Origin of the sequence: Corynebacterium marambiense (assembly GCF_016342275.1) — a bacterium.
Classification (GTDB): Bacteria; Actinomycetota; Actinomycetes; order Mycobacteriales; family Mycobacteriaceae; genus Corynebacterium; species Corynebacterium marambiense.
The window spans coordinates 79822-104419 of the sequence record NZ_JAEIOT010000004.1; the positions used below are offsets into that span (position 1 = coordinate 79822).

General features: G+C 64.4%; 26 protein-coding genes. 2 read left to right on the forward strand and 24 right to left on the reverse strand.

Going from position 1 to position 24598, the window contains the following annotated elements; genetic code table 11:
• The first annotated feature begins 367 nt into the window (after nt 1-367).
• Together eccD and JDV76_RS00410 are read left to right on the forward strand one after the other, a co-directional pair.
• A complete protein-coding gene (gene eccD / locus JDV76_RS00405) occupies nt 368-1798 on the forward strand; it encodes a type VII secretion integral membrane protein EccD (RefSeq protein WP_198734912.1) in 1431 nt (476 codons plus the stop codon).
• A 29-nt stretch (nt 1799-1827) separates the two neighbouring features.
• Nucleotides 1828-3027: a S8 family serine peptidase gene (locus JDV76_RS00410; protein ID WP_198734913.1), complete on the forward strand. Its 1200-nt coding sequence runs from the start codon at nt 1828-1830 to the stop codon at nt 3025-3027.
• On the opposite strand, the gene eccB is transcribed toward JDV76_RS00410, so the two are convergent.
• The 24 genes from eccB to JDV76_RS00530 all read right to left on the reverse strand — a co-directional run bounded on the left by eccB (nt 3021) and on the right by JDV76_RS00530 (nt 24490).
• On the reverse strand, nt 3021-4280 hold the full coding sequence (eccB, locus tag JDV76_RS00415; RefSeq protein WP_198734914.1) for a type VII secretion protein EccB: 1260 nt from the start codon (nt 4278-4280) through the stop codon (nt 3021-3023). The two genes, JDV76_RS00410 and eccB, sit on opposite strands and share 7 nt — an antisense overlap.
• Nucleotides 4281-4493: 213 nt before the next feature.
• Nucleotides 4494-7082 (reverse strand): DUF6541 family protein, encoded by a 2589-nt coding sequence (locus tag JDV76_RS00420; RefSeq protein WP_198734915.1) that lies wholly within the window; start codon nt 7080-7082, stop codon nt 4494-4496.
• A 116-nt stretch (nt 7083-7198) separates the two neighbouring features.
• Complete coding sequence (truA, locus tag JDV76_RS00425) at nt 7199-8203, reverse strand: tRNA pseudouridine(38-40) synthase TruA (protein ID WP_248140709.1); 1005 nt, start codon at nt 8201-8203, stop codon at nt 7199-7201.
• A 171-nt stretch (nt 8204-8374) separates the two neighbouring features.
• Nucleotides 8375-8926 (reverse strand): 50S ribosomal protein L17, encoded by a 552-nt coding sequence (gene rplQ, locus JDV76_RS00430; protein ID WP_198734916.1) that lies wholly within the window; start codon nt 8924-8926, stop codon nt 8375-8377.
• 94 nt (nt 8927-9020) lie between these two features.
• Nucleotides 9021-10037: a DNA-directed RNA polymerase subunit alpha gene (locus tag JDV76_RS00435; protein ID WP_198734917.1), complete on the reverse strand. Its 1017-nt coding sequence runs from the start codon at nt 10035-10037 to the stop codon at nt 9021-9023.
• 152 nt (nt 10038-10189) lie between these two features.
• Nucleotides 10190-10795, reverse strand: coding sequence for a 30S ribosomal protein S4 (rpsD, locus tag JDV76_RS00440; RefSeq protein ID WP_198734918.1), 606 nt, complete (start codon nt 10793-10795; stop codon nt 10190-10192).
• Nucleotides 10796-10818: 23 nt separating this feature from the next.
• Nucleotides 10819-11223, reverse strand: a complete 405-nt coding sequence (rpsK, locus tag JDV76_RS00445; protein ID WP_198734919.1) for a 30S ribosomal protein S11 — start codon at nt 11221-11223, stop codon at nt 10819-10821.
• 3 nt (nt 11224-11226) lie between these two features.
• On the reverse strand, nt 11227-11595 hold the full coding sequence (gene rpsM / locus JDV76_RS00450) for a 30S ribosomal protein S13 (RefSeq protein WP_198734920.1): 369 nt from the start codon (nt 11593-11595) through the stop codon (nt 11227-11229).
• A gap of 222 nt (nt 11596-11817) precedes the next feature.
• Nucleotides 11818-12039 (reverse strand): translation initiation factor IF-1, encoded by a 222-nt coding sequence (infA, locus tag JDV76_RS00455; RefSeq protein WP_075724780.1) that lies wholly within the window; start codon nt 12037-12039, stop codon nt 11818-11820.
• Between the two features lie 221 nt (nt 12040-12260).
• Nucleotides 12261-12980 (reverse strand): L,D-transpeptidase, encoded by a 720-nt coding sequence (locus JDV76_RS00460; protein ID WP_410171056.1) that lies wholly within the window; start codon nt 12978-12980, stop codon nt 12261-12263.
• Between the two features lie 63 nt (nt 12981-13043).
• Complete coding sequence (map, locus tag JDV76_RS00465) at nt 13044-13838, reverse strand: type I methionyl aminopeptidase (protein WP_198734922.1); 795 nt, start codon at nt 13836-13838, stop codon at nt 13044-13046.
• A gap of 152 nt (nt 13839-13990) precedes the next feature.
• Nucleotides 13991-14536 (reverse strand): adenylate kinase, encoded by a 546-nt coding sequence (locus JDV76_RS00470; RefSeq protein ID WP_198734923.1) that lies wholly within the window; start codon nt 14534-14536, stop codon nt 13991-13993.
• Nucleotides 14533-15852, reverse strand: coding sequence for a preprotein translocase subunit SecY (gene secY / locus JDV76_RS00475; RefSeq protein WP_198734924.1), 1320 nt, complete (start codon nt 15850-15852; stop codon nt 14533-14535). The genes JDV76_RS00470 and secY overlap by 4 nt, the downstream gene beginning before the upstream one ends.
• Nucleotides 15853-16159: 307 nt before the next feature.
• The gene (locus JDV76_RS00480; RefSeq protein ID WP_198734925.1) at nt 16160-16963 is read right to left on the reverse strand and encodes a TSUP family transporter; all 804 of its coding nucleotides are present in this window, start codon (nt 16961-16963) and stop codon (nt 16160-16162) included.
• 291 nt (nt 16964-17254) lie between these two features.
• The gene (gene rplO, locus JDV76_RS00485; RefSeq protein ID WP_198734926.1) at nt 17255-17707 is read right to left on the reverse strand and encodes a 50S ribosomal protein L15; all 453 of its coding nucleotides are present in this window, start codon (nt 17705-17707) and stop codon (nt 17255-17257) included.
• Nucleotides 17708-17715: 8 nt separating this feature from the next.
• Nucleotides 17716-17901: a 50S ribosomal protein L30 gene (gene rpmD, locus JDV76_RS00490; protein WP_198734927.1), complete on the reverse strand. Its 186-nt coding sequence runs from the start codon at nt 17899-17901 to the stop codon at nt 17716-17718.
• 3 nt (nt 17902-17904) lie between these two features.
• Nucleotides 17905-18552: a 30S ribosomal protein S5 gene (rpsE, locus tag JDV76_RS00495; protein ID WP_198734928.1), complete on the reverse strand. Its 648-nt coding sequence runs from the start codon at nt 18550-18552 to the stop codon at nt 17905-17907.
• Between the two features lie 40 nt (nt 18553-18592).
• A complete protein-coding gene (gene rplR / locus JDV76_RS00500; RefSeq protein WP_198734929.1) occupies nt 18593-18994 on the reverse strand; it encodes a 50S ribosomal protein L18 in 402 nt (133 codons plus the stop codon).
• Nucleotides 18994-19530: a 50S ribosomal protein L6 gene (rplF, locus tag JDV76_RS00505; protein ID WP_198734930.1), complete on the reverse strand. Its 537-nt coding sequence runs from the start codon at nt 19528-19530 to the stop codon at nt 18994-18996. Before rplF ends, rplR begins: the two co-directional genes overlap by 1 nt.
• A gap of 17 nt (nt 19531-19547) precedes the next feature.
• Nucleotides 19548-19946 carry a 30S ribosomal protein S8 gene (rpsH, locus tag JDV76_RS00510; protein ID WP_198734931.1) on the reverse strand — a complete coding sequence of 133 codons (399 nt, stop codon included), beginning with the start codon at nt 19944-19946 and terminating at the stop codon, nt 19548-19550.
• Between the two features lie 363 nt (nt 19947-20309).
• Nucleotides 20310-21536, reverse strand: coding sequence for an acid phosphatase (locus JDV76_RS00515; RefSeq protein WP_198734932.1), 1227 nt, complete (start codon nt 21534-21536; stop codon nt 20310-20312).
• A gap of 105 nt (nt 21537-21641) precedes the next feature.
• Nucleotides 21642-22466: an ATP-binding cassette domain-containing protein gene (locus JDV76_RS00520; RefSeq protein WP_198734933.1), complete on the reverse strand. Its 825-nt coding sequence runs from the start codon at nt 22464-22466 to the stop codon at nt 21642-21644.
• Nucleotides 22467-23552, reverse strand: coding sequence for an ABC transporter permease (locus JDV76_RS00525; protein WP_198734934.1), 1086 nt, complete (start codon nt 23550-23552; stop codon nt 22467-22469).
• Nucleotides 23549-24490, reverse strand: a complete 942-nt coding sequence (locus JDV76_RS00530) for a sugar ABC transporter substrate-binding protein (protein WP_232958739.1) — start codon at nt 24488-24490, stop codon at nt 23549-23551. Before JDV76_RS00530 ends, JDV76_RS00525 begins: the two co-directional genes overlap by 4 nt.
• Nucleotides 24491-24598: the final 108 nt, after the last annotated feature.

The window sequence follows — 24598 nt, forward strand, 5'->3', positions numbered from 1 at the left end:
ACCGGATCAACGTTCAGTTCCCCCACAGGAAGCGAGGGCGCGGGTTCGCGTTCACCTGTGTTCAGGGGGACGATGATCCCATCGTTGCGGGGAGAGGGCACGGCAGTTCCTCGTGCTTTCCGGAGTCGACTCCGACGAACCACCTGTCCCAGAACGCCCACCACCGCTGCCTGAGATGACTGAGATTACTGCGGTGACGGACACGGGAAACACGATGCAGTGTCCGGCGGAAAACCTGCCCGGATCCCCACATCCGGCTGGACTTAACGGGAAGTATAGGCCATCCTTAGTTTGGTTGCACAGGTTCTATCTCGCCACCCGGCCAGGTCACCGCATCGTCCGGAACAGGCCGCGGGGTGATCTGCCCATGCCGCCCGCAACCACCTCACAGGGGGAACCAGTGGCCGTCGACCACGCTCTCCGTATCACCGTCCGCATCGCTCCAGGCGCAGTGGATCTCCACCCGGATGCTCCCGATCTTCCACCGCCGGAGATAGACCTCGTGCTTCCCGTGCACGCCAGTCTCGCGGAGATCCTCCCAGACATACTGGATCTCGCAGGCCTTCCCGGACATCCCGGCCCCTGGGTCGCCTCCACCGCGGTAGGCGTTGCCGTTGAGACCGCTGTCCCACTGACCCACACCCCTCTCCGTCAGGGCGGAGTACTCGTGCTCTCGGCAGGCGATGTTCCCGAGGCCCCGGTGCTCCGGGATGCCGCGGAGATCCTCTCGGACGAAGATCCTCAGACCCCGCCGGAAGGCCTCGGAACGGCTGCCGCAGCAGCAGGGTTGATCACCTGTGCGCTACTGGCGTTCACCGGAACATTCCCGGGAAGCGACGTACTCCCCAGCCCTCTGCGCCTCGGGCTACTGAGCCTGCTCTACCTCGTGGTGGCGTCGCGTATCAGCGCGCGTACGGACGATCAGGACAGAGGCACGGCGGTCGCGGTGCTGGTGTCCGGGGTTGTCCTGTCTTCCGTCGCCGCAGTGGTGGTGGGGATTCTCAACGGCGCTCCGGTTGTCGGACGAGGACCGGACGCCGCCGTCGGGACAGCCCTTGTCGGTGGGTGTCTCACCGGAGCGGTCGTTCTCACACTCTGCTCGTTTTGTTGCCGGGTACAACGGGAAATCACTGCGGCGTTGACCACCTGCATCATCCTCGGCATCGCGGGCGCCGGAATGTTCCCCGTCGCCCCGGACTACGCGGGGGTAGCGGCAGCGGCGATCGGTTTCGCACTAATCACCGTCGCCGCTCTCCCCTCCCTCACCATCAGGGTGTCCGGCCTCACAGTTCCACGCCTCCCACCGGCCGGCGAAGACCTAGGAATTCCGGAAGACCCCAATCCGGACGTCGAGGAACACGCGTTATGTGCCCGGGAGCTGCTGTCGGGTGCTCTCGCGGGGACCGCCCTCGCAGGAGGTTGCTGCGCTCTGGTCGTTGGCTGGTCAGGCGGTGGTTTCCCGGCCGCGCTGTGCCTGGCGACGACCATCGCCACTGTCCTCCACGCCCTGCGGCACCGTAGTCCGCTGGCGGTGTGGGCGCTGTGGAGCTGGTCACTGTGTGCTGCGGGAGGAACCGTTCTCGCGGGGGTCCGATCCGACTCGGTGGTCGTCGCCACGGCCAGCTCGCTCATGGCCCTCGCCGTTCTCACAGTCGCATGGTGGGGGCAGGGGATAGCGGATCTCCGACCAGTCGCGGTCAACTGGATGGAGCGGATCGAGACACTCGCGGTCGCTGCGGCTCTCCCACTTTCTGCGCACATTCTCGGTATCTTCGCGCTGGTCCGGGGGCTCGGATGAGATGGATCCTCGCCGGGCTCACAACCTTGATGGGACTGAGCACCGCCGTGGCGGTGGCATCCGCCCAGCCTTCCACCGGGCATCCCCCGGATCCGGACTGTGCCGTCGTCATACCGGCGACACGGAATGATGTCCCCGGCGCGGAAGAAGTTCCCGAACCGCTGACGATGGCCCACCGGTTCGCCACCGGGGCGGGTATCCGTGTCGCGGTCATCGACACAGGTGTCGCTCCGCACCCCCGACTGCCTCCGGTAATTCCCGGTGGTGATCTCGTTGTCGCCCGGGACCGCCGTCCCGATGACCCTCCGCTCCCCGAGGGGGCCGTGGATGACTGCGACGGCCACGGCACGATCGTCGCGGGGATACTCGCGGCCCGCCCGTCAGCTGAGGACGGTGTCGTCGGAGTGGCCCCCGGAGTCGAGCTCATCAGTATCCGACAGACCAGCCGCCGCCGGGCAGCCGATTCCGTTGGGGCAGGCGGGAGCCTCGCTTCGCTCACCGACGCTATCAACCTGGCGGTCGATCAGTCGGCTCAGGTCATCAACGTCTCCCTGACCAGCTGTCTTCCCCCTGATGTCGCCGACAGTGTGAACACCACCGCCTTTGATGCAGCGCTCTCCCGTGCGGAGGACCGCGAGGTGGTGATCGTCGCCGCCGCGGGTAACGCGGATGAACAGTGTCCGCCCGGGAGCACCGTGCTTCCCGCACACCGACCCACCGTCGTTTCGGTTTCCGCTCTTGAGGACCCGCACACCATCGCCCGGTATTCGGTCCCGGGACCGGGCCCCCTGCTGTCCGCGCCGGGGCACGTCCCACTCGCGTTATCTCCCCGGGATCCGGGTTTCACCGTGGGTTTCGCGGATCCCCCGGGGTTGCGGGCATTCGAGGGGACCAGCTTCGCAGCACCGGTTGTCAGCGGTACCGTAGCCCTGCTGATGGAGCTTCATCCGGCTGATTCCGCCGCCGGGATCCGCGCTCGGCTCGCCGCTGCCGTCGATCCCGCGACCGGGGCCGTGGATCCTGCGTCCGTGGTGACCCACGTGCCCGCCGACTACCGGGTCGCCCCGCACCCGGTAGTGATCCCGGTGCCGGCCGAGGCATCCAGCGGGGTCCGCGAGCGATCGATAGTCACGGTCACCACTCTCTCGTGTTTCGTGGGGGTGGCGCTGACCATCCGGTCCGCGTCACACTCCCGACGTCGACGCGGGCGCAACCGAGAGCGTCAGTAGCGTGGTTCGAGCGCCCGTTCCCGGGTCAGGGAATCGCCCCCCGGCAGCAACCGGATGATCGACCAAGGGGCGGCGGACGGGGCCTCGACCCCGAGGATCCTGAGTTCTCCGGCGTCACCGACTCCATGTCTGAGACCGCTGTCGGATATGAGGTAGTAGCCGTGCCCGGTGTCCACGCCGATGCCATTGACGATGATCGAAGCGTACTTGGTGGCGGTGGAATCACCCGATAGAGCAACCCCCGCACCCGGCGCGTAGATCCCGGAGCCGGTTTCCGAGTCACCGACGATCCCCAGATGCCCGTCGTCACCGATCGCACAGATCGTCGCTTGTCCGGGGTCAACCCAATCGAGGGCCGTCGCGGGGAGTCTGATGTCTTCGGGCGTCGCGTCCGGCCGGGCGGCCGGTCCGTCCTGGGGAACTCCACGCTCCGATGCACCGAGATCAAGGAGTATCCCCCGTTGCAGTGGACTCAGCGGAAGAATCCCGTCCGCACGGAGCAACCAAGATTCCCTACCGTTGCCCAATAGAACGCCGGAATTTGAGGGGCGCTGATAGCGGGGCAGTTCGCGAATTGCGTTGAGGACCTCCGGTGGCGGCTCCCAGACCGGGGTCTCCGCCGTGATTCCGAGGCGCCGTCGCAGCACCCGGCCGAATCGTGTCGTTGGGTCTGGTAGCGCAATCCTGCCCTCGGTGGTGACCACGTGGTCAATCCCGTCGACCGTCGCGTACACCCCGGCGTCGGAGGTCGGTTGCGGTGGTGGTGGACCGGCGGTGACGGTGATGTCGGTGGTGGACTGGCACACACTCCACACCAGATCATCCGGGACCTTCTCCGCAACAACCCCGGGTGCCCCCGGGATCCCGAGGGGAACCCCGCGTTCCATCTCGGCGAGCACGGAATCAGCGGCATTCACGGGGTCCACGTCGGATCCCGCGATCAGCCGTGCGGACATGAGGTTGTCGACGGGATGGAGGCGCCCGTCTATCCGCGAGTAGAGCGCACCCGATTCCGCTCTGACAACGGCGGCATCCCCGGGGTCGGGTTCGGGGACGAAGATCGCCATCGCACCGGCCGCGAGCCCCGCGAACACGCATCCGACGATCCCGATGATAATTCCCCGCCGACGTCGGCCGAGCGGATCGTGGATCAGCCGGGTGTCGCCGGTGACGAGGCCGTGTTCCAGCCGGCGAAGGAGAAATCTGTGCCCGCTGACCTGGGCACGGGTTGTGGGAAGCAGGAACTGGTTCATCAAGGGCTCCAGGGTCCGGAGGACAAAACGATTCAGGACGCGTCAAACTATGTCCGCATGCCCTTGATCACGCGGACCGCTCACTGATCCGGGGCACCCCTTGCACCCCGGTCCAGGTCACCCGGCACCGGAATGCTCCCGGCACGGGCGTCTCGGCATCATGCTATCTGATCTGCAGCCTCGACGGTATCCCCGGTAGCCTGTTGCGGGTGATCATTGGACGGATTCAGCCGCATCAGCGGCTTCGCGCCGAGCCTTCTCCAGATCGGATTCGAAGTGTTCCACCGGGCCCCGTAGGAGCCTGCTCGGCCGGTGGTGATAGGGACGGAGTCCATCGCCCGAGTCCACCGGTGCGACTCCGGCTTCTGCGCGGGTTGGCAGCGGGGGCAGTGGTTCAGGTGAGTTGCCGGGACGACGCATCCGGTCCAGTTCTGAATCGGTGAACCACTCGTTGACGGCGTAGATCGAGACCTGGCGGTCCTTGTACACGGGTGTGACACCCGGGGTGTTCCAGAGCTCGACCTCCATCTCCGGGACCGGCTCCTGGAACGCCCAGAAATTCGGTGGCGACACATAGATGTAGTGCACATTCAGGCGCTGCGCGGCCTTGTCCACCTCGTTCTCCATGTTCGGATCATCGAAATTGCCGGTACCTAGCTGATTCGGGTTCCAGAACATCCGGTTCGTCGCACTGGTCACGGGAACCGTCGGCCACAGGTAGTGCCGGAACACATTAGGCAGTCCGTTGTACGGGTACATCCAGCCGGAGCCGTCCGCGGGATTGCTCATGATCGTGCCCTCGTACGCCAGTGGTTGCTTCGCCAGCCAGCGGTACGCCTTCAGATCGGTCGAATCGACCATCCGACCGTCCCGCGCAGCACCGATGGCAAAGTCCGAGACGAACTGCATCTCATCGTCGGCCTCCTGCACGAGAAACACCCCACCGACCAGGGCGGCGACGACGGAGAGCGGAACAGAAAAACGTGCGGCGCGACGGATCGGCCCCATGAGAACGAGCCGTCCCACTGCCGCAAGAGCCACCGCGGCGGCGGCCGCCGTGAACATCGCCACCGGCATCACCAGGCGGTGCGCCGTGTTGTAGTGCAGTGAACCGATCTGGGTCGCCAGGCCGCTCCACCACGTCTCCGTGAACGGCAGCAGGGAGTTGACGGTGACGACGACACTGATGAACCAGAACAACGGTGCCCATATGTTGCGCCGCCATACGACCAGAATCACGCCACCGACGGCTGCGGCCCAGAGGAGCGGTTCGTTGATGCCGAAGGCATCGGTATGTCTGGTCTGCATCTGGATCGCGGCCCACCACGATTCACTCCGGGTCAGATCCTCGTAGGCGACAAAGGACTTCACCTCCTCGCTCTGTCCGAGTCCAGTGAGTATCTGCGGCAACAGGACGAGCGTGGCGGCGAGGCCCGTCGCCGCGAGCAACAGGAAGTCCCGGATCCGGGAACAGATACGCTCGCGGAGGTTCGTCGACCGGTGCGTGGGGCGCCACACCAGATCCAGAAGCCACCACAGACCGAGAACGAGAACGACGATGGTGGCAGCGGACGGGTGCGTTTCCACCATTCCCACGAAGACCAGTGCAGCCGCGAAGGCCCGGACCGGAGCTGCGGGAACGGACATGAACAGTGCCAGGACGATGAACGCCATCCCGATCGCCGCGAGATAGGGCCATGCGCCGACATAGTAGCCGATCCAGTAGAGGACCGGGAGAGGAACGACGATGACCGCGGCGAATCCGGCCGCGATCTGTGCGGTTAGGCCCCGGTTGCCGACCAGCCGCCACGCCAGGACGGAAGCGGCCAGAGGGAGCAGCAGCGCAGGCAAAACGATCGAGGTCAGGTTGATCGCCGCGATCGAGGACGTTCCGGTCAGTTCCCGGACGATCGCGGCACCGGAGTGCCACGCCGTGGGGTAGAACAGAACCTCGCGGGATTCGATGTTCTGGAGCTCTCCCATCCTGGTCGGTGAAGCGACGCCGGTCTCCTGGATGAAACGCACGACACTCGCGTGCCAGTGCACGTCCCATCCCTGGAAGATGTTCTCCAGGCCGTACCGGGTATCCCGGAGAAGCGTCAGACTGCGGGACAACAGGAGAACGAAGGCGACGAGGACACCGGTCGCCGGCAATACCCAGACCGGATCGAACATCGAGCCGACGAGCCATCTTTCCTCACGTTGGCGCAATCGATCGCGTGCTTCGTCGGCGTTCCCCGCGCCCGGTTCCGCGGGAATCTCCAGCGGGGTCCGCCGACGGATAGCGCCATCAGGACCGGTGGCCGTCTGCGGTTCCGCTCCGTCCCCCGGCATCGTCGAAGCCACCGTCTCTGCTTCAGAGTGCGCAGTGGTGTTCTCCAGCACGGACAACGCCACCGACGCCACGGGGGGAGCTTGCTCCTGTTTCGGTTCGGTCCCAGAATCCTCTTCCTGTGCAGTCTGATTGTCCATCGTGCCAGGTGCTCCGGCCCCGTTGTCACCGTCCTCCGGCACGCCGTCATCCGCGGCCCGGCCGCGGAACCTGCGGGTCACCGCGAGCGCACCCAGCCGCCAACATCCCGCGATCAGGAGGACAACCACGCTGAACACCGATACACTCCGGGCATCGTAGGCGTAGGGGGTCAAACCGTAGAACCATGCGGCGAGACCGTAGATCCCGAAGCTCGCGGGAATTGACGCGGCGGCGGCCCACGGGGCGCGGACACCCGAGACACGGCAGGTGAGGAATCCGGGCACCGTGAACACGAGTACGGCTACGAGTGCAGCCTGGTACATGTCCATGGGACGTCCCCACCTCCTGTTCGTCGTACGTTCTGCGCCCCGTCAGGGCTGCCCTGTCGTTCTCCGGAGGAATGGGAGCGGTGAGCTCCTTCCGGAAAAGGTTCAACCACCAGAGTCTAGCCTTCTGGATCTGGTCCGCCCGCAGGACGCGCACCGGTGTCGGGACCGACGGGTGGAGTTTCCTCGAAGTAGGGGTTTCGCTCGGGACATCCTTTGCCGCGTGCGCGGTGTTCTTCCCCGTCAAGGACGCGGACCCCGCGCGTCTGTTCCGCGCGTTCAGCGAGTTCCGTATCGTCTGGATAATCGACTCCCACGAGGGTCAAGCCGTTCGCCGGGGCAACAGGCACCAGCTGCGACCGACTCCTCTCGTCGAGGAGGCCGGCGGTGAATCCGCTGGGCCGGCGTCCCTCTCCTACCGCGAGACACGCCCCCACCAGCGAACGGACCATCGACCAACAGAAGGCGTCCGCGGTCACCTCCGCGAGATAGAGCTGTGGTTCCGCCGGGCTCGAGATGTCACGCCAGGTGAACGCCTGGAGGTCACGGACAGTGGTCGCTCCGTCCTTCGCGCGGCAGAAGGCCGCGAAATCGTTGAGACCGGTGAGGACCTCCGCTGATTCCCGCATCGCCGCGAAATCAACGGGCTTCGGCCAGTGCGCCGTGTCTCTGGCTCTGGTGGGCAGTGCGCCCCGGGGATGCGTGGTGACCCGGTAGGCGTAGTGCCTCCGGAGGGCGGAGAACCGGGCGTCAAATCCCTCCGGAGCCCTGGTGCAGCGGTGGATCCGGACATCCGGCGGGAGGAGCCGAGCCAGTCTCCGCACGAGAGCCGCGGGATCGTTTCCGATGGACCGGGTGTCGAGACTCGCCGCAGGAATATCCACGTGCGCGACCTGGGCGGTGGCGTGGACACCCGCATCCGTTCGTCCTGCAACGGTGAGTTTCACTGGATGGCGGACGATCGTGGCCACCGCGTCTTCGACGACCCCCTGGACGGTACGAAGCTGTGTGCCGTCCACCGGATTCTGTCTGGCCCAGCCGTGGAAGTCGGTGCCATCGTACGCGAGATCGAGGCGCAGCCGGATCAAGTCGGGGCGATCAGGTTTGAGGTGCGGGTCGTTCACAGCGGACGAGTCTACCGGTACGGTTCCCCGCGCGAGTATCCGGGATGAACAACGTTTACCGACTGGCGGAACGCGAGAACCCACGCTCCGTGGATTTCCTTCTCAGGAGCCACGGGCCGTGGGTTCTCGATGGTGGCCGGTCCGAGGTATGGACCGTCCAGAGGGGGAGAGTTACTTCTCTTCCTCAGCCTTCTCGGGCTCAGCTTCAGCTTCTGCCGGGGTCGGGGCTTCGTCCTGCTCGGCCTCGGCGGCTTCTTCAGCCGCCTGGGCGTCGGTAGACTCGTCGGCTTCGACCTCGACGACCTCTTCCTCGGCCTTCTTGGAGGCGGCTGCGCGGGCGGCACGGGTGGCCTCCGCGGAGACGGTCTCCTCGAGGACGAGCGAGATCTGGCTCATCGGGGCGTTGTCGCCCTTGCGGTTCTCGAGCTTGATGATGCGGGTGTAGCCACCATCGCGGTTCGCGAACTTCGGGGCCAGTTCATTGAACAGGTAGGCGACGACGTCCTTCTGGTTGACCAGCTTGAGAACGTTGCGGCGGTCAGCGACGGTGCCGCTCTTGGCCTTGGTGATGATCTTCTCCGCGTAGGGACGCAGAAGCTTCGCCTTGGCATCGGTGGTCTTGATAGCGCCGTGCTCGAACAGCTGGGCAGCGAGATTCGCCAGGATCTTCTTCTGGTGCTGCGCCGAACCGCCGAGACGGGCGCCCTTCTTGGGCTTGGGCATTGGGGGTACTCCTCGTGTACGTGTGTGTGAGCGCGGCGAACGTTGTCCGCCGGCCTATCGACCGACGGCGCCGCCTGGGCGTGCTACCCGGGTTTTACTCGGAATCGTCACCGTCGATGTCGATGAAGTCACCGGTCTCGGCGTCGTATCCCTCGATGGTGGAGGGATCGAAGTCCTCGGGGGCGTCCTTCAGTGTCAGACCCAGGTTGGCCAACTTGATCTTCACTTCGTTGATCGACTTCTGGCCGAAGTTACGGATGTCGAGGAGATCAGATTCGGTGCACTCCGCGAGCTCACCGACAGTGTGGATCTCCTGACGCTTCAGGCAGTTGTAGGAACGAACGGAGAAGTTCAGGTCCTCGATGGCCATGCTGTAGTTGGCATTGGTCTCGGTCTCCTGGGTGGAGGGGCCGAGATCGATGCCCTCAGCGTTGGTGTTCAGCTCGCGGGCGAGACCGAACAGCTCAACCAGGGTCTTGCCTGCCGATGCGAGAGCGTCACGCGCGGTGATGGAGTTCTTCGTCTCAACATCGATGACCAGCTTGTCGAAGTCCGTGCGCTGTGCGACACGGGTGGCCTCGACCTTGTAGCTCACCTTGAGCACCGGGGAGTAGATCTGGTCCACGGGAATGCGGCCGATCTCACCGGTGTCGCCGGTTAGGCTGGCGGGAACGTAGCCGCGCCCACGCTCCACGACCAGCTCGATATCGATCTTGCCCTGCTCATTCAGCGTGGCGATGTGGAGGTCCGGGTTGTGGACCTCCACACCGGCCGGCGGCTCGATGTCGGCTGCGGTAACCTCACCGGGTCCCTCCTTGCGGAGGTACATGACGACCGGGTCAACTGAGTCCGAGGACAGCACGAGCCCCTTGATGTTGAGGATGATGTCACTGACATCCTCCTTCACACCGGAGATCGTGGTGAACTCGTGGAGGACACCCTCGATCTTTACGCTGGTCACTGCTGCGCCCGGGATGGACGACAGCAGGGTGCGGCGCAGTGAGTTGCCGAGGGTGTAGCCGAATCCGGGCTCCAGCGGCTCGATGGTGAACCGGGAGCGGGAGGAGTCGATGTACTCCTCGTGGAGCTCCGGACGCTTTGAGATGAGCATTGGTTGAAGATCTCCTTCTGTGACGCCCGCTATTTGACGTCAGTAGGCAGACAGTATGACGGTGTGGACGAATCCACGCGACGGCTCCCCGCAGTCCCTGTTCCCCACACATCCGGAGATGGCGTGGAACACGGGGCCGCGGGAAGAACCGCTTACTTCGAGTAGAACTCGACGATGAGCTGCTCCTGCAGCGGGACGTCGATCTGGGCACGCTCGGGCAGCTGGTGCACGAGGATGCGCAGGGTGTCGGGAACAACCTGGAGCCAGGCCGGGACGACGGAGTCGACGAGCCGGTCCTGAGCGTCCTCGAACCATTCCATCTTCCGGGACTTCGGACGGACATCGATGATGTCGTACTGGGAAACTTGGAAGGAAGGGACGTTAACCTTCTTGTTGTTCACGGTGAAGTGTCCGTGGGAAACCAGCTGGCGTGCCTGACGGCGGGTGCGGGCGAGGCCAGCGCGGTAAACCACGTTGTCCAGCCGGGACTCGAGCAGGATGACCAGGTTGTCGCCGGTCTTGCCGGGGCGACGGTTCGCCTCGGCGTAGTAGCGGCGGAACTGCTTCTCCATGACGCCGTAGGTGAAGCGGGCTTTCTGCTTCTCCTGGAGCTGGAGCAGGTACTCCGACTCCTTGATGCGTGCGCGTCCCGCCTGTCCCGGGGGGTACGGGCGGCGTTCGAACGCCATGTCTCCGCCGACGAGGTCGACGCGGAGGCGGCGGGATTTACGGGTGACTGGGCCGGTATAACGAGCCATAGTGTGTCTGTTTCCTTTCCCTGCTAGACGCGGCGACGCTTCGGCGGACGGCAGCCATTGTGGGGCTGCGGCGTCACGTCGGTGATCTGGCCAACCTCAAGGCCGGCGGCCGAGAGGGAACGGATAGCGGTTTCGCGGCCCGAGCCCGGGCCCTTGACGTAGACATCGACCTTCTTCATGCCGTGCTCCATCGCCTTACGGGCGGCGCTTTCGGCAGCCATCTGGGCGGCGAAGGGGGTCGACTTGCGCGATCCCTTGAAGCCCACGTGGCCGGAGGAGGCCCACGAGATGACGGCACCATTGGGGTCCGTGATGGACACGATGGTGTTGTTGAAGGTGGACTTGATGTGTGCGGCGCCGTGCGCCACGTTCTTCTTTACGACGCGGCGGCCAGTGCGGCGCGCGCCAGAGCGTGCTTTGGGAGGCATGGATTACTTCTTCTTTCCGGCGATCGTCTTCTTCGGACCCTTACGCGTACGTGCGTTGGTCTTGGTGCGCTGGCCGCGGACGGGAAGCCCGCGACGGTGACGGAGACCCTGGTAGCAACCGATCTCGATCTTGCGGCGGATGTCCGCCTGGACCTGACGGCGGAGGTCACCCTCGACCTTCCAGGTAGCTTCGATCACGTCACGGAGGGCAGCGATCTGCTCGTCCGTGAGGTTGTCGGTACGCAGGTCCGGAGAGACGCCGGTCTCTTCCAGCAGCTTCTTGGCACGGGCGGGCCCGATACCGTAAATGTAGGTCAGAGCAACCTCCATGCGCTTGTTGCGCGGGAGGTCAACTCCAGCAAGGCGTGCCATATGGCAGTTTCCTTCCGGTTGGTCCGGTGGTTTTCCCCACACCCGTCCCCGTCTGCTGATGCTTCGTCCGGGCGGATGCCGGAAAGTGGATCAGGGATGCACGGGGCTTCGGCCACCGATGCCGAAGGTGCATGATGCACGTGCCACGGAGCGGTTTCAGGCTGGTTCCGAGGAACCCGCCCAGCGCAGGACACGTGCGGTGAGTGTGGAGGCTGATGGTCTTTACTTGTAGCGGTAGACGATGCGGCCACGGGTCAGGTCGTACGGGCTCAGAGCCACGACGACGCGATCCTCCGGCAGGATACGGATGTAGTGCTGGCGCATCTTGCCGCTGATGTGTGCAAGAACCTTGTGTCCGTTGTCGAGTTCGACACGGAACATCGCATTCGGCAGGGGCTCGACGACGCGGCCCTCAACCTCGATGGCGCCTTCCTTCTTAGCCATATCCTCCACGTTTCTCCGGTGCCGCACACGAGTTACGACGTCATCCGGTAGATAGTTGACTGCATTGTCTCTGTTGTCTTTTCCGACAAGCGGTGCGCATGATGGTGCACACCAACGGTTGACAATACGCGGAGCAGCCCCGGAGCGCAATTCCGGTAACAAAAGGCCCGCCCCACGCTCTGCGTGAAGGGGCGGGCCCAGCGACCGGTGGAACGTGACGGTCAGTAGACGTAGACCATGTCACCGGTCTGAAGCGTATCGAAGTACTTCACTGCGTCCGAGTGGTTCAGATGGATGCAGCCGTGAGACATGAGGTTGACGTTTCCCTCATGGAACGCAATGCCGTTGTTGGTAAAGTACACCGAATACGGCATCGGTGCGTTGTTGAACTCGCGGGAGATCTCATTCTTGACCTTCCGGTTGACATAGTGAACCCCCTTGGGGGTCTCCCAGCCGACAGCTCCAGACGAGATCGGAACGGCACCGTGGATAACCTGTCCGTTATCCTGGAGCCAGCTCCGTTGGTTCGTCAGGTCGATGCACGCACGGGCGGCCGGGGGACAAGATCCGCGGTCGAACTCGGGGGTGGGCGCCGGTGCGGGCGGCGGCGGAGGCGTCAGACGGGCCGCCGCTTCCGCGTTACGCTGCGCGATCAGTCCAGGAAAAAACGCGTCAACGGCGCTGTCTGTCGCCGCCCGGACACCGTCACCGATAACCGGGGGGAGACCGTTGCTCCGCTGGTGGATGTCATTCCTGATATTCCAGGCGTCCTCGTTGAGAGTGCTGGACCCGGCGGCCCCAACGGACGAACCCGGTACCGGTGCCGCGACGGCGGTGGCCGGGGACAGAACGAATCCGAAGGTGAGGACCACGATGCCAGTGGCGAGGAATCGACGGATGGCCGCCATCGCCACGGAAGAACTGGTGCGAGCTGAGTACATGGGCATGATCCTAGTCTGAAAACGGCGAAAGTCTGAAGTTCGGCGCCGGACCCCGCAGATCTGTCAGTACCTGGGGGTGAGGATCCTGGGGCCGGAGGCCGTGGCCGCGACCGTGTGCTCCCAGTGGCTTGCCCGGGATCCATCGAGAGTCACGACCGTCCAATCGTCGTCCAGGACTGCCGAGTCGGGGGTCCCCGTCGCCAGCATCGGCTCGATCGCGAGAACACTCCCCTCCCCGATCACGGGACCACGTCCGGGTCTCCCCTCGTTGGCGAGGAAAGGATCCTCGTGCATTTCGCGCCCGATGCCGTGACCACCGTATCCGTCGACGATGTGGAGCGTGACGGCGAACTTCTCGGCGGCACGCGCAGTGGCCTGACCGAGCGCGTGAGAGACGTCCGTGAGCCGATTTCCGGGGACCATGGCTTTCAGTCCCTCAGCGAGCACCCATTCGGTGGCGTTGTTGAGGCGCTCCGACTCGTCATCGAGGTCGCCGATACCAAAGGTCCACGCAGAGTCCCCGACCCACCCTTCAAGGGTTGCCCCGCAGTCGATGGATACCAGGTCACCGGGCTGCAGGACCGTCTCGGCGTTCGGAATCCCGTGGACGATGACGTCGTTGACGGAGGAGCAGATTGAGCCGGGGAAACCGTGGTAACCGAGGAACGTGGGGATTGCGCCGTTGTCCCGGATCGTGGCCTCTGCCACGGCATCGAGCTCCAAGGTACTGACCCCGGGTGTCGCGGCGGCCCGGACGGCCTGCAGGGCCTTGCCGACGATCTCGCCGGCCGCCTGCATGGCATCGAGTTCTCCCGCGGTCCGGACGGGAATGGTGCGGTGGCGTTTACGAAAAGCCATGGTCTGTCTACTCCTGGATGTGGTGCTGGGAACGGAAACCGACGACCGGAACGGCGACGGCGGCTAGGAATGCCGGAGGACCGGCCCGCTGGAGCGGGCCGGTCCTCCAGTCTTCCCTCTTGTCATCCGTGCGGGGAACACGGGAATGTCCGCTACTTATTGAGGGCGTCCATCGTGCGGTCGTTGATCTCCTCGACGGAGCCCTCCGCCTCGATCGGGATGATGATATCCGCGTAGTGATCGATAAGGGGTGCGGTCTCGTCACGGTAGACACCCAGCCGGGTTCGGATGGTCTCCTCATTGTCGTCGGCACGACCGCGGGCGAGCATCCGTTCGACGACGACGTCCTCGGCCACCTTGAACTGCACGACACCGTCCAGCTCGTGGCCCGACTTCTCGAGCATGCCGGCGAGCAGTTCCGCCTGCTCCACGGTACGGGGGAAACCATCGAGGAGAAACCCCTCGCGGGCGTCCTCTTCCGCCAGTCGGGACTCGACCATTCGCGCGGTGACGTCCGTTGGGACGAGCTTTCCGGCGTCGATGTAACCCTTGGCTTCCAGCCCCAGCGGAGTTCCTTCCCCGATGTTGGCGCGGAAGAGATCGCCGGTGGAAATGTGCGGTACTCCGAGCTTCTCGGACAGGATGGCCGCCTGAGTGCCCTTGCCTGCACCGGGGGGGCCGAGGAGAACGAGTCTCATTTGAGGAATCCTTCGTAGTTGGACTGCAGCAACTGGCTTTCGATCTGCTTCACCGTGGTCAGCGCGACTGACACGAGAATGAGGATCGCGGTACCACCGAACGGGGTGGAGCCGGATGAGGTACCGACACCGAGGTCGAGCATGAGGTTCGGGAGCACCGCGATGATACCCAAATAGAGGGCACCGACGAAGAGCAGGCGGTTCATAACATAACCGAGGTATTCAGCGGTGGGTCGCCCGGGACGGATCCCGGGGATGAAACCACCGTACTTCTTCATGTTCTCGGCCTGCTCGTTGGGGTCGTACTGAACCGACACATAGAAGTAGCTGAAGAAGATGATCATGGTGAAGTACAGGACGATGTACTGCCATGACGACGGTGTCTGCAGGTACTGGATGACGTTGTTCTGCCACCAGTTGTCCGGGGACACGGTACCGCCAGAGTTGATGATCTGAGTTATCAGGACCGGAACGTAGATGATCGAGGACGCGAAGATGACAGGGATAACGCCACCCTGGTTGACCTTCAACGGGAGATACGTCGATGTACCTCCGTACTGCCGTCGTCCGACCATCCGCTTCGCGTACTGGACCGGGATACGACGCTGCCCCTGCTCGATGAAGACCACGCCGACGACGAGGATCAGGACCGCGATGAGGACGAGCGAGAACACGATTCCACCGGAGCTGGCGAGAATGCCCGCGCCATCCGTGGGCAGGCGGGTCGCGATACCGGCGAAGATGAGCAGTGACATGCCGTTGCCGATACCGCGCTCGGTCATCAGCTCGCCGAGCCACATGAGTAGCACGGCACCGGAGGTCATCACAAAGACAAGGAGCACAAGATCGAAGATGGTGCGGTCCGGTATGAGCACCTCGAAGCCGGAGCCGAGAAGCTGCCCGCGGTCCGCCAGCGCGACGATGCCCGAGGACTGCAGCAGCGCCAGCGCGACGGTGAGGTAACGGGTGTACTGCGTCATCTTCGCCTGCCCGGACTGTCCCTCCTTCTTCAGCTCCTCGAAGTGGGGAATCACAACCGTGAGCAGCTGCGTGATGATGGACGCGGTGATGTAGGGCATGATGCCCACGGCGAAGATACTCAGCTGTAGCAGCGCACCGCCGGAGAACAGGTTGATCAGCGAGTAGACGCTGGACTGGTCCTGGGTGAGATCACGCAATCGGCCAGCGATCGCGCCGTAGTTGACGCCCGGGGACGGTATCTGGGCACCGATCCGGTACAAAATGATCATCGCAATGGTGAACAAGATCTTCTTGCGTAGATCAGCGTCCTTGAATGCCGAGACGATGGCGGACACATATCCTCCTGCTGGCTCCCCCGCCGCAGAACACCCGTTAAAGGGCTTCGGCCCGCCATTGGGCCCGCGGTTTCATGGAGAAGGTGACGGTAATTGGGACTCTTCTTCGGTGCGCCCCTCGGACCCGGCAACCGCTGGCGGGCGGGTCGGTCAGTGACACAGAAGTTGTACGACTACGTAACTCTACCAGCTGACAGGTTGGTGCACACATGTAGGGGTTCTTCTAGGTTCTAGTCCACTGGTCGCCGTGACTGTGCACCATCCGTACGGTGGATCAACCTCCGCGACGGGATGAGTGGGACCTAAGTCAGACGCCTGCAACGGTCCGCACCACGGTGATGATTCCGACAACTCCGATCAGGACACCGAAAGCTGCGGACAGCATCGCCGGGGGTACCCGCTGAGACAGGGGTCCAGCGAGCACCCCACCGACCATGGAGCCACTGGCGAAGAGGAGTACCAAGCCCCAATCCAGCACGAAGGTACCCCTGACGACGCCGGTGAGTATCGAGACACCCGCGGCGATGATCATCACGAGCAGCGATGTACCCGTCGCCTGCCGGACCCCAAAGCCCATGAAAACGACAAAGACGGGTACGACCGCGAATCCGCCACCGACCCCGAACAGTCCGGTCAGTAGTCCGGTCACCCCCGCGGCTCCGGCGACGGGGATGAGAGAGCGAACCGCCGTTTTCGTGACTCCACCCCGGGATTGTGGGTCGGGGTCAGCGGACCCCTCACCCGGGAGATCCCTGATCGAGCGGATGATCATCACCGCGGAGACCGTGAGCAGCAGCGCCGAGAAGGCGAGGAAGAGTGTTTCCGGGTCCAAGAGTTCATTGATGAACCGGCCGGGGACCGCACCAAGGAGGGTCATGGCGCCGAAGACCAGTCCGTCCCGCCACCTCACCTGGCCACGCCGTGCCTTGCCTGGTAGCGCGACGGCCGCCGTCAAGGCGACGATGACGAGGGAGCCGTTCGTCGCCGCATGTTCAGACTGTCCAAGGAGATATGTGAGAACGGGTACAGCGATGATTCCTCCACCTGCCCCGAGAGCGCCGACGACGGCACCGACGAATAGTCCGATCCCCGCAGCACCGAGCAGGCTCACGACGCGGTTTCCTTTCCAGGTTGCATAGTGGACCAACAGCCCCACACCAGCGTAGGTCAGGGTCTTCAGAATCACCCACTGAACGATCATCAGGGCGACGGGCTGAGCGTGCGCGGTCCTTTGACGTCGTGTGCATCGGGGTATTCCGCGGGCACGGCGGTGGCGTCGGTGCCGGGACCGAAGGAGCGCACAACGGGAGAAACCCCGTATCTCCGGTCAGGGAGATACGGGGTTTTCTGTGGTCCACGGCCCACGCCTCTACGGCTGGGGTGGAACCCCTGGCGGCGGGTGCTACTTGCCTTCGGCGGTCACGGAACCACCCGCGGCCTCGATCTTCTCCTTGGCGGAGTTCGAGAACTTGGTGGCGGTGACGTTGACCTTGACGCTGATCTCGCCGTTGCCGAGAACCTTGACGGGCTGCTTGGCGCGGACGAGGCCGGCTGCGACGAGATCGGCGACGGTGATGTCGCCGCCCTCGGGGAAGGCCTTCTCGAGATCGGAGACGTTAACCACCTGGAAGGTGACCTTCGCCGGGTTCTTGAAGCCCTTCAGCTTCGGCAGGCGCATGTGAAGCGGCATCTGACCGCCCTCGAACGCTGCCGAAACCTGCTTGCGGGCCTTGGTACCCTTGGTACCGCGACCAGCGGTTTTACCCTTGGAGGCTTCGCCTCGACCGAGACGGGTCTTCGCCTTGTTGGCGCCCTTGGCGGGACGCAGATCGTGAAGCTTGATGGGATCGCTCATTTAACTACCTACTCCCCCGCCACTTCTTCGACCTCGACCATGTGGCGCACCACGTTGACCAGTCCACGCACCTGAGGGGTGTCGGGCCGGACCACAGAGTGGCGGATGCGCTTGAGACCGAGAGTACGCAGCGAGTCCTTCTGGTTCTTCTTGGCACCGACGGTGCCCTTGAGCTGGGTTATCTTGAGGGCCATTGGTTAAGCCTCCTTGCCTGCGCGAGCGCGCAGCATCCGGGCCGGGGCGACCTCTTCGAGTGTCTTGCCACGGCGGGCTGCAACCTCTTCGGGGCGGACCAGCTGCTTCAGACCGGCGACGGTCGCATGCACGACGTTGATGGCGTTGTCGGTACCCAGGGACTTGCAGAGAATGTCCTGGACACCGGCGCACTCCAGCACGGGACGTGCTGCGCCACCGGCGATGACACCGGTACCGGGGGCGGCCGGGCGCATCATGACGATGCCTGCGGCGTCTTCGCCCTGAACCGGGTGGGTGATGGTGCCTGCGATCATCGGGACGCGGAAGAAGTTCTTGCGTGCTTCCTCTGCGCCCTTCTGGATGGCCGCGGGAACTTCCTTGGCCTTACCGTAGCCAACACCGACCATGCCCTGGCCGTCGCCCACGATCACGAGAGCGGTGAAGCTGAAGCGACGACCACCCTTGACGACCTTGGACACGCGGTTGATGGTGACGACGCGCTCGATGTACTGGTTGCGCTCGTCCTGCTGCTGGTTGCGACGATCGTCGCGGCGTCCTCCGCCGCGGCGCTCGTTGCGGTTGTTGTTGTCTTTGCTGTTGGTGGTGCTGTCGGCGGAGCGTCCGCCGTCACGCCGTTCACGTCCCGGCATTACGCGATCCTTCCGTTGTTGATCTTGGTGAAAGCGGTCATCAGAACTTCAGACCACCTTCGCGGGCGGCGTCGGCCAGAGAGGCGACACGACCGTGGTACTTGTAGCCGGCGCGGTCGAACTTGACCGCCTCGATGCCTGCGGCCTTCGCACGCTCGGCGATGAGGGTTCCGACCTTGGCGGCGCGGGCCTTCTTGTCGCCCTCGGAACCACGGACGTCCGGTTCCATCGTGGACGCGGCGACCAGGGTGTGACCGGCCAGGTCGTCGATGATCTGGACGTGCATGTGGCGCGAGGTGCGGTGCACCACGAGACGCGGGGTCTCCGGTGTTCCACGCATGTGCTTGCGCAGGCGCGCATGGCGACGCGTGCGGGCGACACGACGGCGGGTGGAGATATCCCGACCGATGGGGAGGCGCTTGTTCTGTGCAGTGTTGCTCATTACTTACCCGTCTTTCCGACCTTGCGGCGGATCTGCTCACCGGCGTAACGGATGCCCTTACCCTTGTAGGGGTCATCCTTGCGCAGGCGGCGGATGTTCGCGGCGATCTGGCCGACCTTCTGCTTGTCAATACCCGTGATGGAGAACTTCGTGTTGCCGTCGACGGCGAAGGTGATACCCTCCGGAGCTTCGATCAGGATCGGGTGGCTGTAGCCGAGAGCGAACTCGAGGTTGCTGCCCTTGGCCTGGACACGGTAACCGACACCGAAGATTTCCATCTTGATGGTGTAGCCCTCGGTGACGCCGACAACCATGTTGTTGACCAGCGAGCGGGACAGGCCGTGCAGGGCGCGGCTCTTGCGGTGATCGTCCGGGCGGGAAACGATGATCTCGTTTTCCTCCTGGGCGACGGTGATCGGGGCCGGGATGGTCTGGGTCAGGGATCCCTTGGGGCCCTTGACCTCGACATTCTGGCCGTCGATGGTGATGGTGACGCCGTTGGGGACGACGACCGGGTTCTTACCGATACGCGACATTGTTGCTCAATCCTCCCTTACCAGACGTAGGCGAGGACTTCTCCGCCTACACCCTTCTCGGTAGCCTGACGATCGGTCAACAGACCCTGGGACGTGGAGATGATGGCCACACCCAGGCCTCCGAGGACCTTCGGCAGGTTGGTGGACTTGGCGTAAACGCGCAGGCCCGGCTTGGACACGCGGCGAACACCCGCAATGGAGCGCTCGCGGGACGGGCCGTACTTCAGCGTCAGCGAGAGGGTCTTGCCCACCTTCGCATCTTCGACGCTGTAGTCGGCGATGTAGCCTTCCTGCTTCAGAATCTCGGCGATATTCGCCTTGAGAGTCGAGGACGGCATCGACACGGTGTCGTGGAACGCGTTGTTCGCGTTGCGCACGCGCGACAGCATGTCGGCGATAGGATCAGTCATGGTCATGGTAGACCAGTAGCCTTTCTCGTTGCGGTTCCCCTGATCACGCTAATGACCACCCGGCGTTATCATCTTCTCCCTGGCCACTTGTCGCCACAATCCACTTAGTAGTGGTGCAGCTCGCTGCCAGCAGTAACCGATGGACGCCATCGGGCGGGGGGCCTACAACAAAGTAGGAGTGGAACGTCTGTACGTTTTCGTGGCGGTATTGCCACAAGGACCTGCACGACGCCCGCTGAACGATGCGCAAAGCAGCGTAAAAGCGGACGGACGCAAGTCCAGCGGATGACGTTACCGCAGCTGGACGTCGATAGGCAACCTGCCTGCGACGTCTCGGTGCCGATCCCCTTTTTCCGATCCCGTATACCGCTAACCGCGGAGCCGCACCTGCCCGTCGGGGGTCACGGTGACCTCAGCCGCCATCGCGGCGGCAAGGTTGAGCCGCTGCCAGGACCCCTCCGGCCCGGTCCCGTCGAGCGGCATTCCCGCGGGGCCCGCGGTCAATCGGAGGATCTCCGCGCGCTGCGCATAGGACAGATCCGGGAACGCCCCGAGAAGCAGGTCCGGGGCAGCCTGCGGCACGATCATCGGCGCGGCGGTGTCGCCCACCGGGGCGAACCCGTAGTTCATCCGACGGGTGTAGTCCCCCACCGGATCAGCGGAGTATGCGGGCCCCACCGACGCACATTCGGCGAGGGACGCACCGCACCGCCATTCCAGCTCAGCCCGGATCTCAGCGGCGGCAGCGATGAGGTTAGCCCGCATCTTCGGGTCATTCCACCGATCCGCCGCTGCGGCGGTTCCGGTCATCCTGCCGCCGATGACGTCCAGCGGGTAGTGCACGCCCATCACCAGGCGGTGCTCCCCCGCCTCAGAGCCTCGGGCGAGTATCTGTGGACCGAACTCGGGGAGCATCACGGCCAGCAGCGTGGTTGTCCACGTGGCCTGGTTCGTGTGCCCGGAGGGGAAGGATTTCGAGGTGCTGTAGAAGTCCCGGTCCGTCGCGACGAACTTGGTGATGCGGTCGGGTGCGACGACGAAGGGACGCGGATTTGCGAAGATTTCCTTCTCCACGAACGTAGAGCTGGCCGGGCCACCGGCACGCGCGAACCATCCACCACCGAGCAGCATCCGGGTTTTGGGGAGCCGGTTCTCTGCGAGTGCGTCGCGGAAATGCTGCGCCAGGACGGGACCCAGGGCGTCAGCCACGGGATCAAGCACGCCGTCCCGGTCCGCCCTCGCGTCCACCTGGGCGCGGCGTATCCGGGCCGGGTCGTTCCTGGCGGCATTGTTTACCGCGATAACCTGCTCCAGGTTGGAACTCATCACCCCCGGGTTCTCCCGGATTGCTCCGAATGAGTCGATCACATCGAGATAGATGCCGTACCGATGGGAACTGATGTCGGAGATGTAACCCACATAGTCGTGCGGGCTGAAAGGAACGGGTACCGGTGCGCCGTCGTGGTGGACGGGAATCTCCTGTCCGGGGAGCTGCGCGGGGACGGGCGGCAGGTTGATTGCCTGGGCCGGTTGCGTGCAAAGGGTGATGAGTGCGATGGCTGTAGCTGTGGCAGCGGCGCGGCGGCGGTGAGACATGGACGTCAGTTTAGGGTGCGGTCCTGGAGCCGAGGGGTGGTCTCACCGGACGCTCACCGGATTGTCACCGCCCGTTCACGCCCGGTGGGGAGGAACTGGGGGTGCTCAGCTTCTCTTGAGTTCATGCTCGAGGGCGTCGAGTTCCCCGCCACCGGCCATCTGGAGGGCGAGTTCGTCGATGCTGGTGTCGGCACGGTTCACGGCGAGTATCTGCCGGCCGAGCCCGAGCACGATGAACTCGTCACCGACGAGGTACGCGTGGTGTGGGTTGTGGGTGATGAGGATAACCGCGATTCCACGGTCACGGGCATCGGCAACGAATTTCAGAACCATGCCGGACTGCTTGACACCCAGCGCCGCAGTGGGTTCGTCCAGGATGACCACTCGAGCGCCGAAGTAGATGGCCCGAGCGATGGCCACGACCTGTCTCTGACCACCAGAGAGCTGATTTACCTGGACGTTGACGTCGGGGAGGTCGATACCCATCTCCAACAGCTGATCGCGGGTGATCCTGCGCATCTCTTCGGCGCGCAGGTGCCCGAACGGGCCTACGGTCAGCTCCTGGCCGAGGAAGAAGTTCCGCCAGACGGGCATCGTTCCAACCACCGCGAGATCCTGGTAGACGGTGGCGATACCGGCGACGAGGGCGTCTTTCGGTCCACGGAAGTGCGCGAGCTTCCCGTCGATGACCACCTCACCGGAGGTCGCGGGGTGAAGCCCGGAGAGGATTTTGATCAGCGTGGATTTCCCGGCGCCGTTGTCACCGAGGATGCAGGTGACTTCCCCGGCACGGACCGTGAGGTTGACCCCGGACAACGCGTTGAACGCTCCGTACGACTTCGCAATATCGCGCAGTTCGACGATGGGGGTTCCGGGGTCCTGAGTGCGGGCGCTGTCGGCCTGGGGCAGGGTATCGGTGGTGGTGTCCATCTACCTGTTCTCCGTGTAGTTTGCTGTCGTCCTGTTGGCGATGACCGCGAAGAGCAGCATCGCGCCGAGGAAGAACTTGAACCAGTCGGGGTTCCATCCCGCGTAGACGATGCCCTGGTTGGTCATACCGAAGATGAGGGCGCCGATGGCGGTTCCGACCGCGGTTCCCTTACCTCCAGTGAGCGCGCAGCCACCGATGACGGCGGCGATGATGTAGAGAAACTCGTTGCCGACGCCCTGCCCCGCCTGGATGGAATCGAAGGCGAACAGGTTGTGCATACCGACGAACCAGGCAGCGAACCCCACGAACATGAACAGCACGATCTTGACCCTGCGTACGGGCACACCGACGGCCTCAGCCGCGGCCTTGTCGCCGCCCACGGCGAAGACCCAGTTCCCGAAGCGGGTCTTGTACAGGATGTAGCTCGCGATCGCGACGAACAGCAGCCACCAAAACACGGTCACTTTCACATTCACCCCGCCGATGCTGAAGGAACTCGCGAAGAGCACCTTGGCGGAGGTGAATCCGTCCATGTCCCCGATGGAGTGGGTGGCCACCTGTCCGGCGACGAGCTTCGTCAGCGCGAGGTTGAGCCCCTGCAGCATGAGGAACACCGAAAGGGTGATCAGGAATGAGGGGATCCCGGTGCGGGTCACGAGGAAGCCGTTGAGCGCCCCGATCGCCAGAGCCGTTCCGAGGGACAGGAACACGCCGACCCAGGAGTTCAGGTGCAGGTGATAGTTGAGCATCGCCGCGGCGAGCGCCGCGGAGGTGACCGCGACACCCGAGGAGAGGTCGAACTCATCTCCGATCATGAGCATGCCGACCGCGAGCGCCATGATGCCCATCGTCGACGAGGCATAGAGCACGGTAGCGAAGGCGTCAGGTGTACGGAACGGCGGGGCCACGATCATGAAGAGGGTGAAGATGATGACCGCACCGACGAGACTCGCCAGTTCCGGGCGACGGATGAACCGGTCGAAGACGGTCCGCTCCCGGAGCCGGTCGTCGGCCGCGCCGTTCGCCGGCGGGGCGGCGTCCGGGGTCACGGCCGCGTCACCGGCAGAGGTGTGCCCACGACTCATCGAAGACCTTCTGTTGCGGCGTCGGCGATCGAGTCGACGTTCGTCGAGTCGACGAAGGAGGGACCGGTGAGCACCGGCTTACCGCCCCCGAGGGTCGATCCGTTGCGGATCGCGAGCCAGATGGCGTCAACGGCGAGGTATCCCTGCACGTAGGGCTGCTGGTCGATGGCCCACTCGATGGTGCCGTTCTTGATGGCCTTGACCAGTTCGGCGTTGGTGTCGAACGTGGCGATCTTCGCCTCACTGCCCGCGTCCTTCGCGGCGTCGATGCTGGTGATCGCGACCGGTGCGACCAGCCCCATGATCCAGTCGATGGAGGGGTCCTGGGCGAGCTTCGCCTGGACGGTGGACGCGACGGAGGTCATGTCCATTCCGTTGACGTAGAGGATCTCCATGTCCCCGGAGTTCCCGAGGCCCTTCTTGATCCCACCGCAGCGGGCCTCTTGGGAGGAGTTGCCCTGTTCGTGGATGACGCAGAGGACCTTCTTGGCACCGTCGTCGGCGAGCCGCTCCCCTGCGAGTTCACCGGCGATGGACTCGTCCTGCCCGAAGAAGGCGGACAGGCCGTAGTCGGAGTAGTCGGTCATTCCGGCGTTGAGCCCGACAACGGGAATCCCCGCATCCACAGCCTTCTTCGCGGCCGGTCCGATGGCCTCGGCGTTGGGGAGCGTCACGGCGATACCGTCGACGTCGGCGTCGATCGCGGATTGCACGAGGTTCGCCTGGTTCGGTGCTTGCGGATCGGAGGAGTAGCGAAGTTCTATGTTGTCCTTCTTCGCGGCATCCTCTGCGCCCTTGCGCACGAGATCCCAGAAGGTGTCACCGGGGGCTCCGTGGCTCACCATCGCGACAACCGCGCGGGGTGTGTCGACGGTGCCGCCACCGGCGGCGCCACCGGAAGATTCCGGGGCTCCGCCGGTGGATGAGCACGCCGCCAGCGCGAGCGCTCCGGCGGTGAGGGTTGCGGCGACCGCGGTGACCCGGCGTGCGGGGCGGGCGTGGGTGACGCGGTCACGAGAGAACAGCGAGGACAGGTCTTTGAGTTT

Coding starts and splice junctions, on each gene's coding strand:
- eccD (WP_198734912.1), top strand. CDS start 368: ATGCCGCCCGCAACCACCTCACAGGGGGAACCAGTGGCCGTCGACCAC.
- JDV76_RS00410 (WP_198734913.1), top strand. CDS start 1,828: ATGGGACTGAGCACCGCCGTGGCGGTGGCATCCGCCCAGCCTTCCACC.
- eccB (WP_198734914.1), bottom strand. CDS start 4,280: ATGAACCAGTTCCTGCTTCCCACAACCCGTGCCCAGGTCAGCGGGCAC.
- JDV76_RS00420 (WP_198734915.1), bottom strand. CDS start 7,082: ATGGACATGTACCAGGCTGCACTCGTAGCCGTACTCGTGTTCACGGTG.
- rplQ (WP_198734916.1), bottom strand. CDS start 8,926: ATGCCCAAGCCCAAGAAGGGCGCCCGTCTCGGCGGTTCGGCGCAGCAC.
- JDV76_RS00435 (WP_198734917.1), bottom strand. CDS start 10,037: ATGCTCATCTCAAAGCGTCCGGAGCTCCACGAGGAGTACATCGACTCC.
- rpsD (WP_198734918.1), bottom strand. CDS start 10,795: ATGGCTCGTTATACCGGCCCAGTCACCCGTAAATCCCGCCGCCTCCGC.
- rpsK (WP_198734919.1), bottom strand. CDS start 11,223: ATGCCTCCCAAAGCACGCTCTGGCGCGCGCCGCACTGGCCGCCGCGTC.
- rpsM (WP_198734920.1), bottom strand. CDS start 11,595: ATGGCACGCCTTGCTGGAGTTGACCTCCCGCGCAACAAGCGCATGGAG.
- infA (WP_075724780.1), bottom strand. CDS start 12,039: ATGGCTAAGAAGGAAGGCGCCATCGAGGTTGAGGGCCGCGTCGTCGAG.
- JDV76_RS00460 (WP_410171056.1), bottom strand. CDS start 12,980: ATGTACTCAGCTCGCACCAGTTCTTCCGTGGCGATGGCGGCCATCCGT.
- map (WP_198734922.1), bottom strand. CDS start 13,838: ATGGCTTTTCGTAAACGCCACCGCACCATTCCCGTCCGGACCGCGGGA.
- JDV76_RS00470 (WP_198734923.1), bottom strand. CDS start 14,536: ATGAGACTCGTTCTCCTCGGCCCCCCCGGTGCAGGCAAGGGCACTCAG.
- rplO (WP_198734926.1), bottom strand. CDS start 17,707: ATGAGCGATCCCATCAAGCTTCACGATCTGCGTCCCGCCAAGGGCGCC.
- rpmD (WP_198734927.1), bottom strand. CDS start 17,901: ATGGCCCTCAAGATAACCCAGCTCAAGGGCACCGTCGGTGCCAAGAAG.
- rpsE (WP_198734928.1), bottom strand. CDS start 18,552: ATGCCGGGACGTGAACGGCGTGACGGCGGACGCTCCGCCGACAGCACC.
- rplR (WP_198734929.1), bottom strand. CDS start 18,994: ATGAGCAACACTGCACAGAACAAGCGCCTCCCCATCGGTCGGGATATC.
- rplF (WP_198734930.1), bottom strand. CDS start 19,530: ATGTCGCGTATCGGTAAGAACCCGGTCGTCGTCCCCAACGGCGTCACC.
- rpsH (WP_198734931.1), bottom strand. CDS start 19,946: ATGACCATGACTGATCCTATCGCCGACATGCTGTCGCGCGTGCGCAAC.
- JDV76_RS00515 (WP_198734932.1), bottom strand. CDS start 21,536: ATGTCTCACCGCCGCCGCGCCGCTGCCACAGCTACAGCCATCGCACTC.
- JDV76_RS00520 (WP_198734933.1), bottom strand. CDS start 22,466: ATGGACACCACCACCGATACCCTGCCCCAGGCCGACAGCGCCCGCACT.
- JDV76_RS00525 (WP_198734934.1), bottom strand. CDS start 23,552: ATGAGTCGTGGGCACACCTCTGCCGGTGACGCGGCCGTGACCCCGGAC.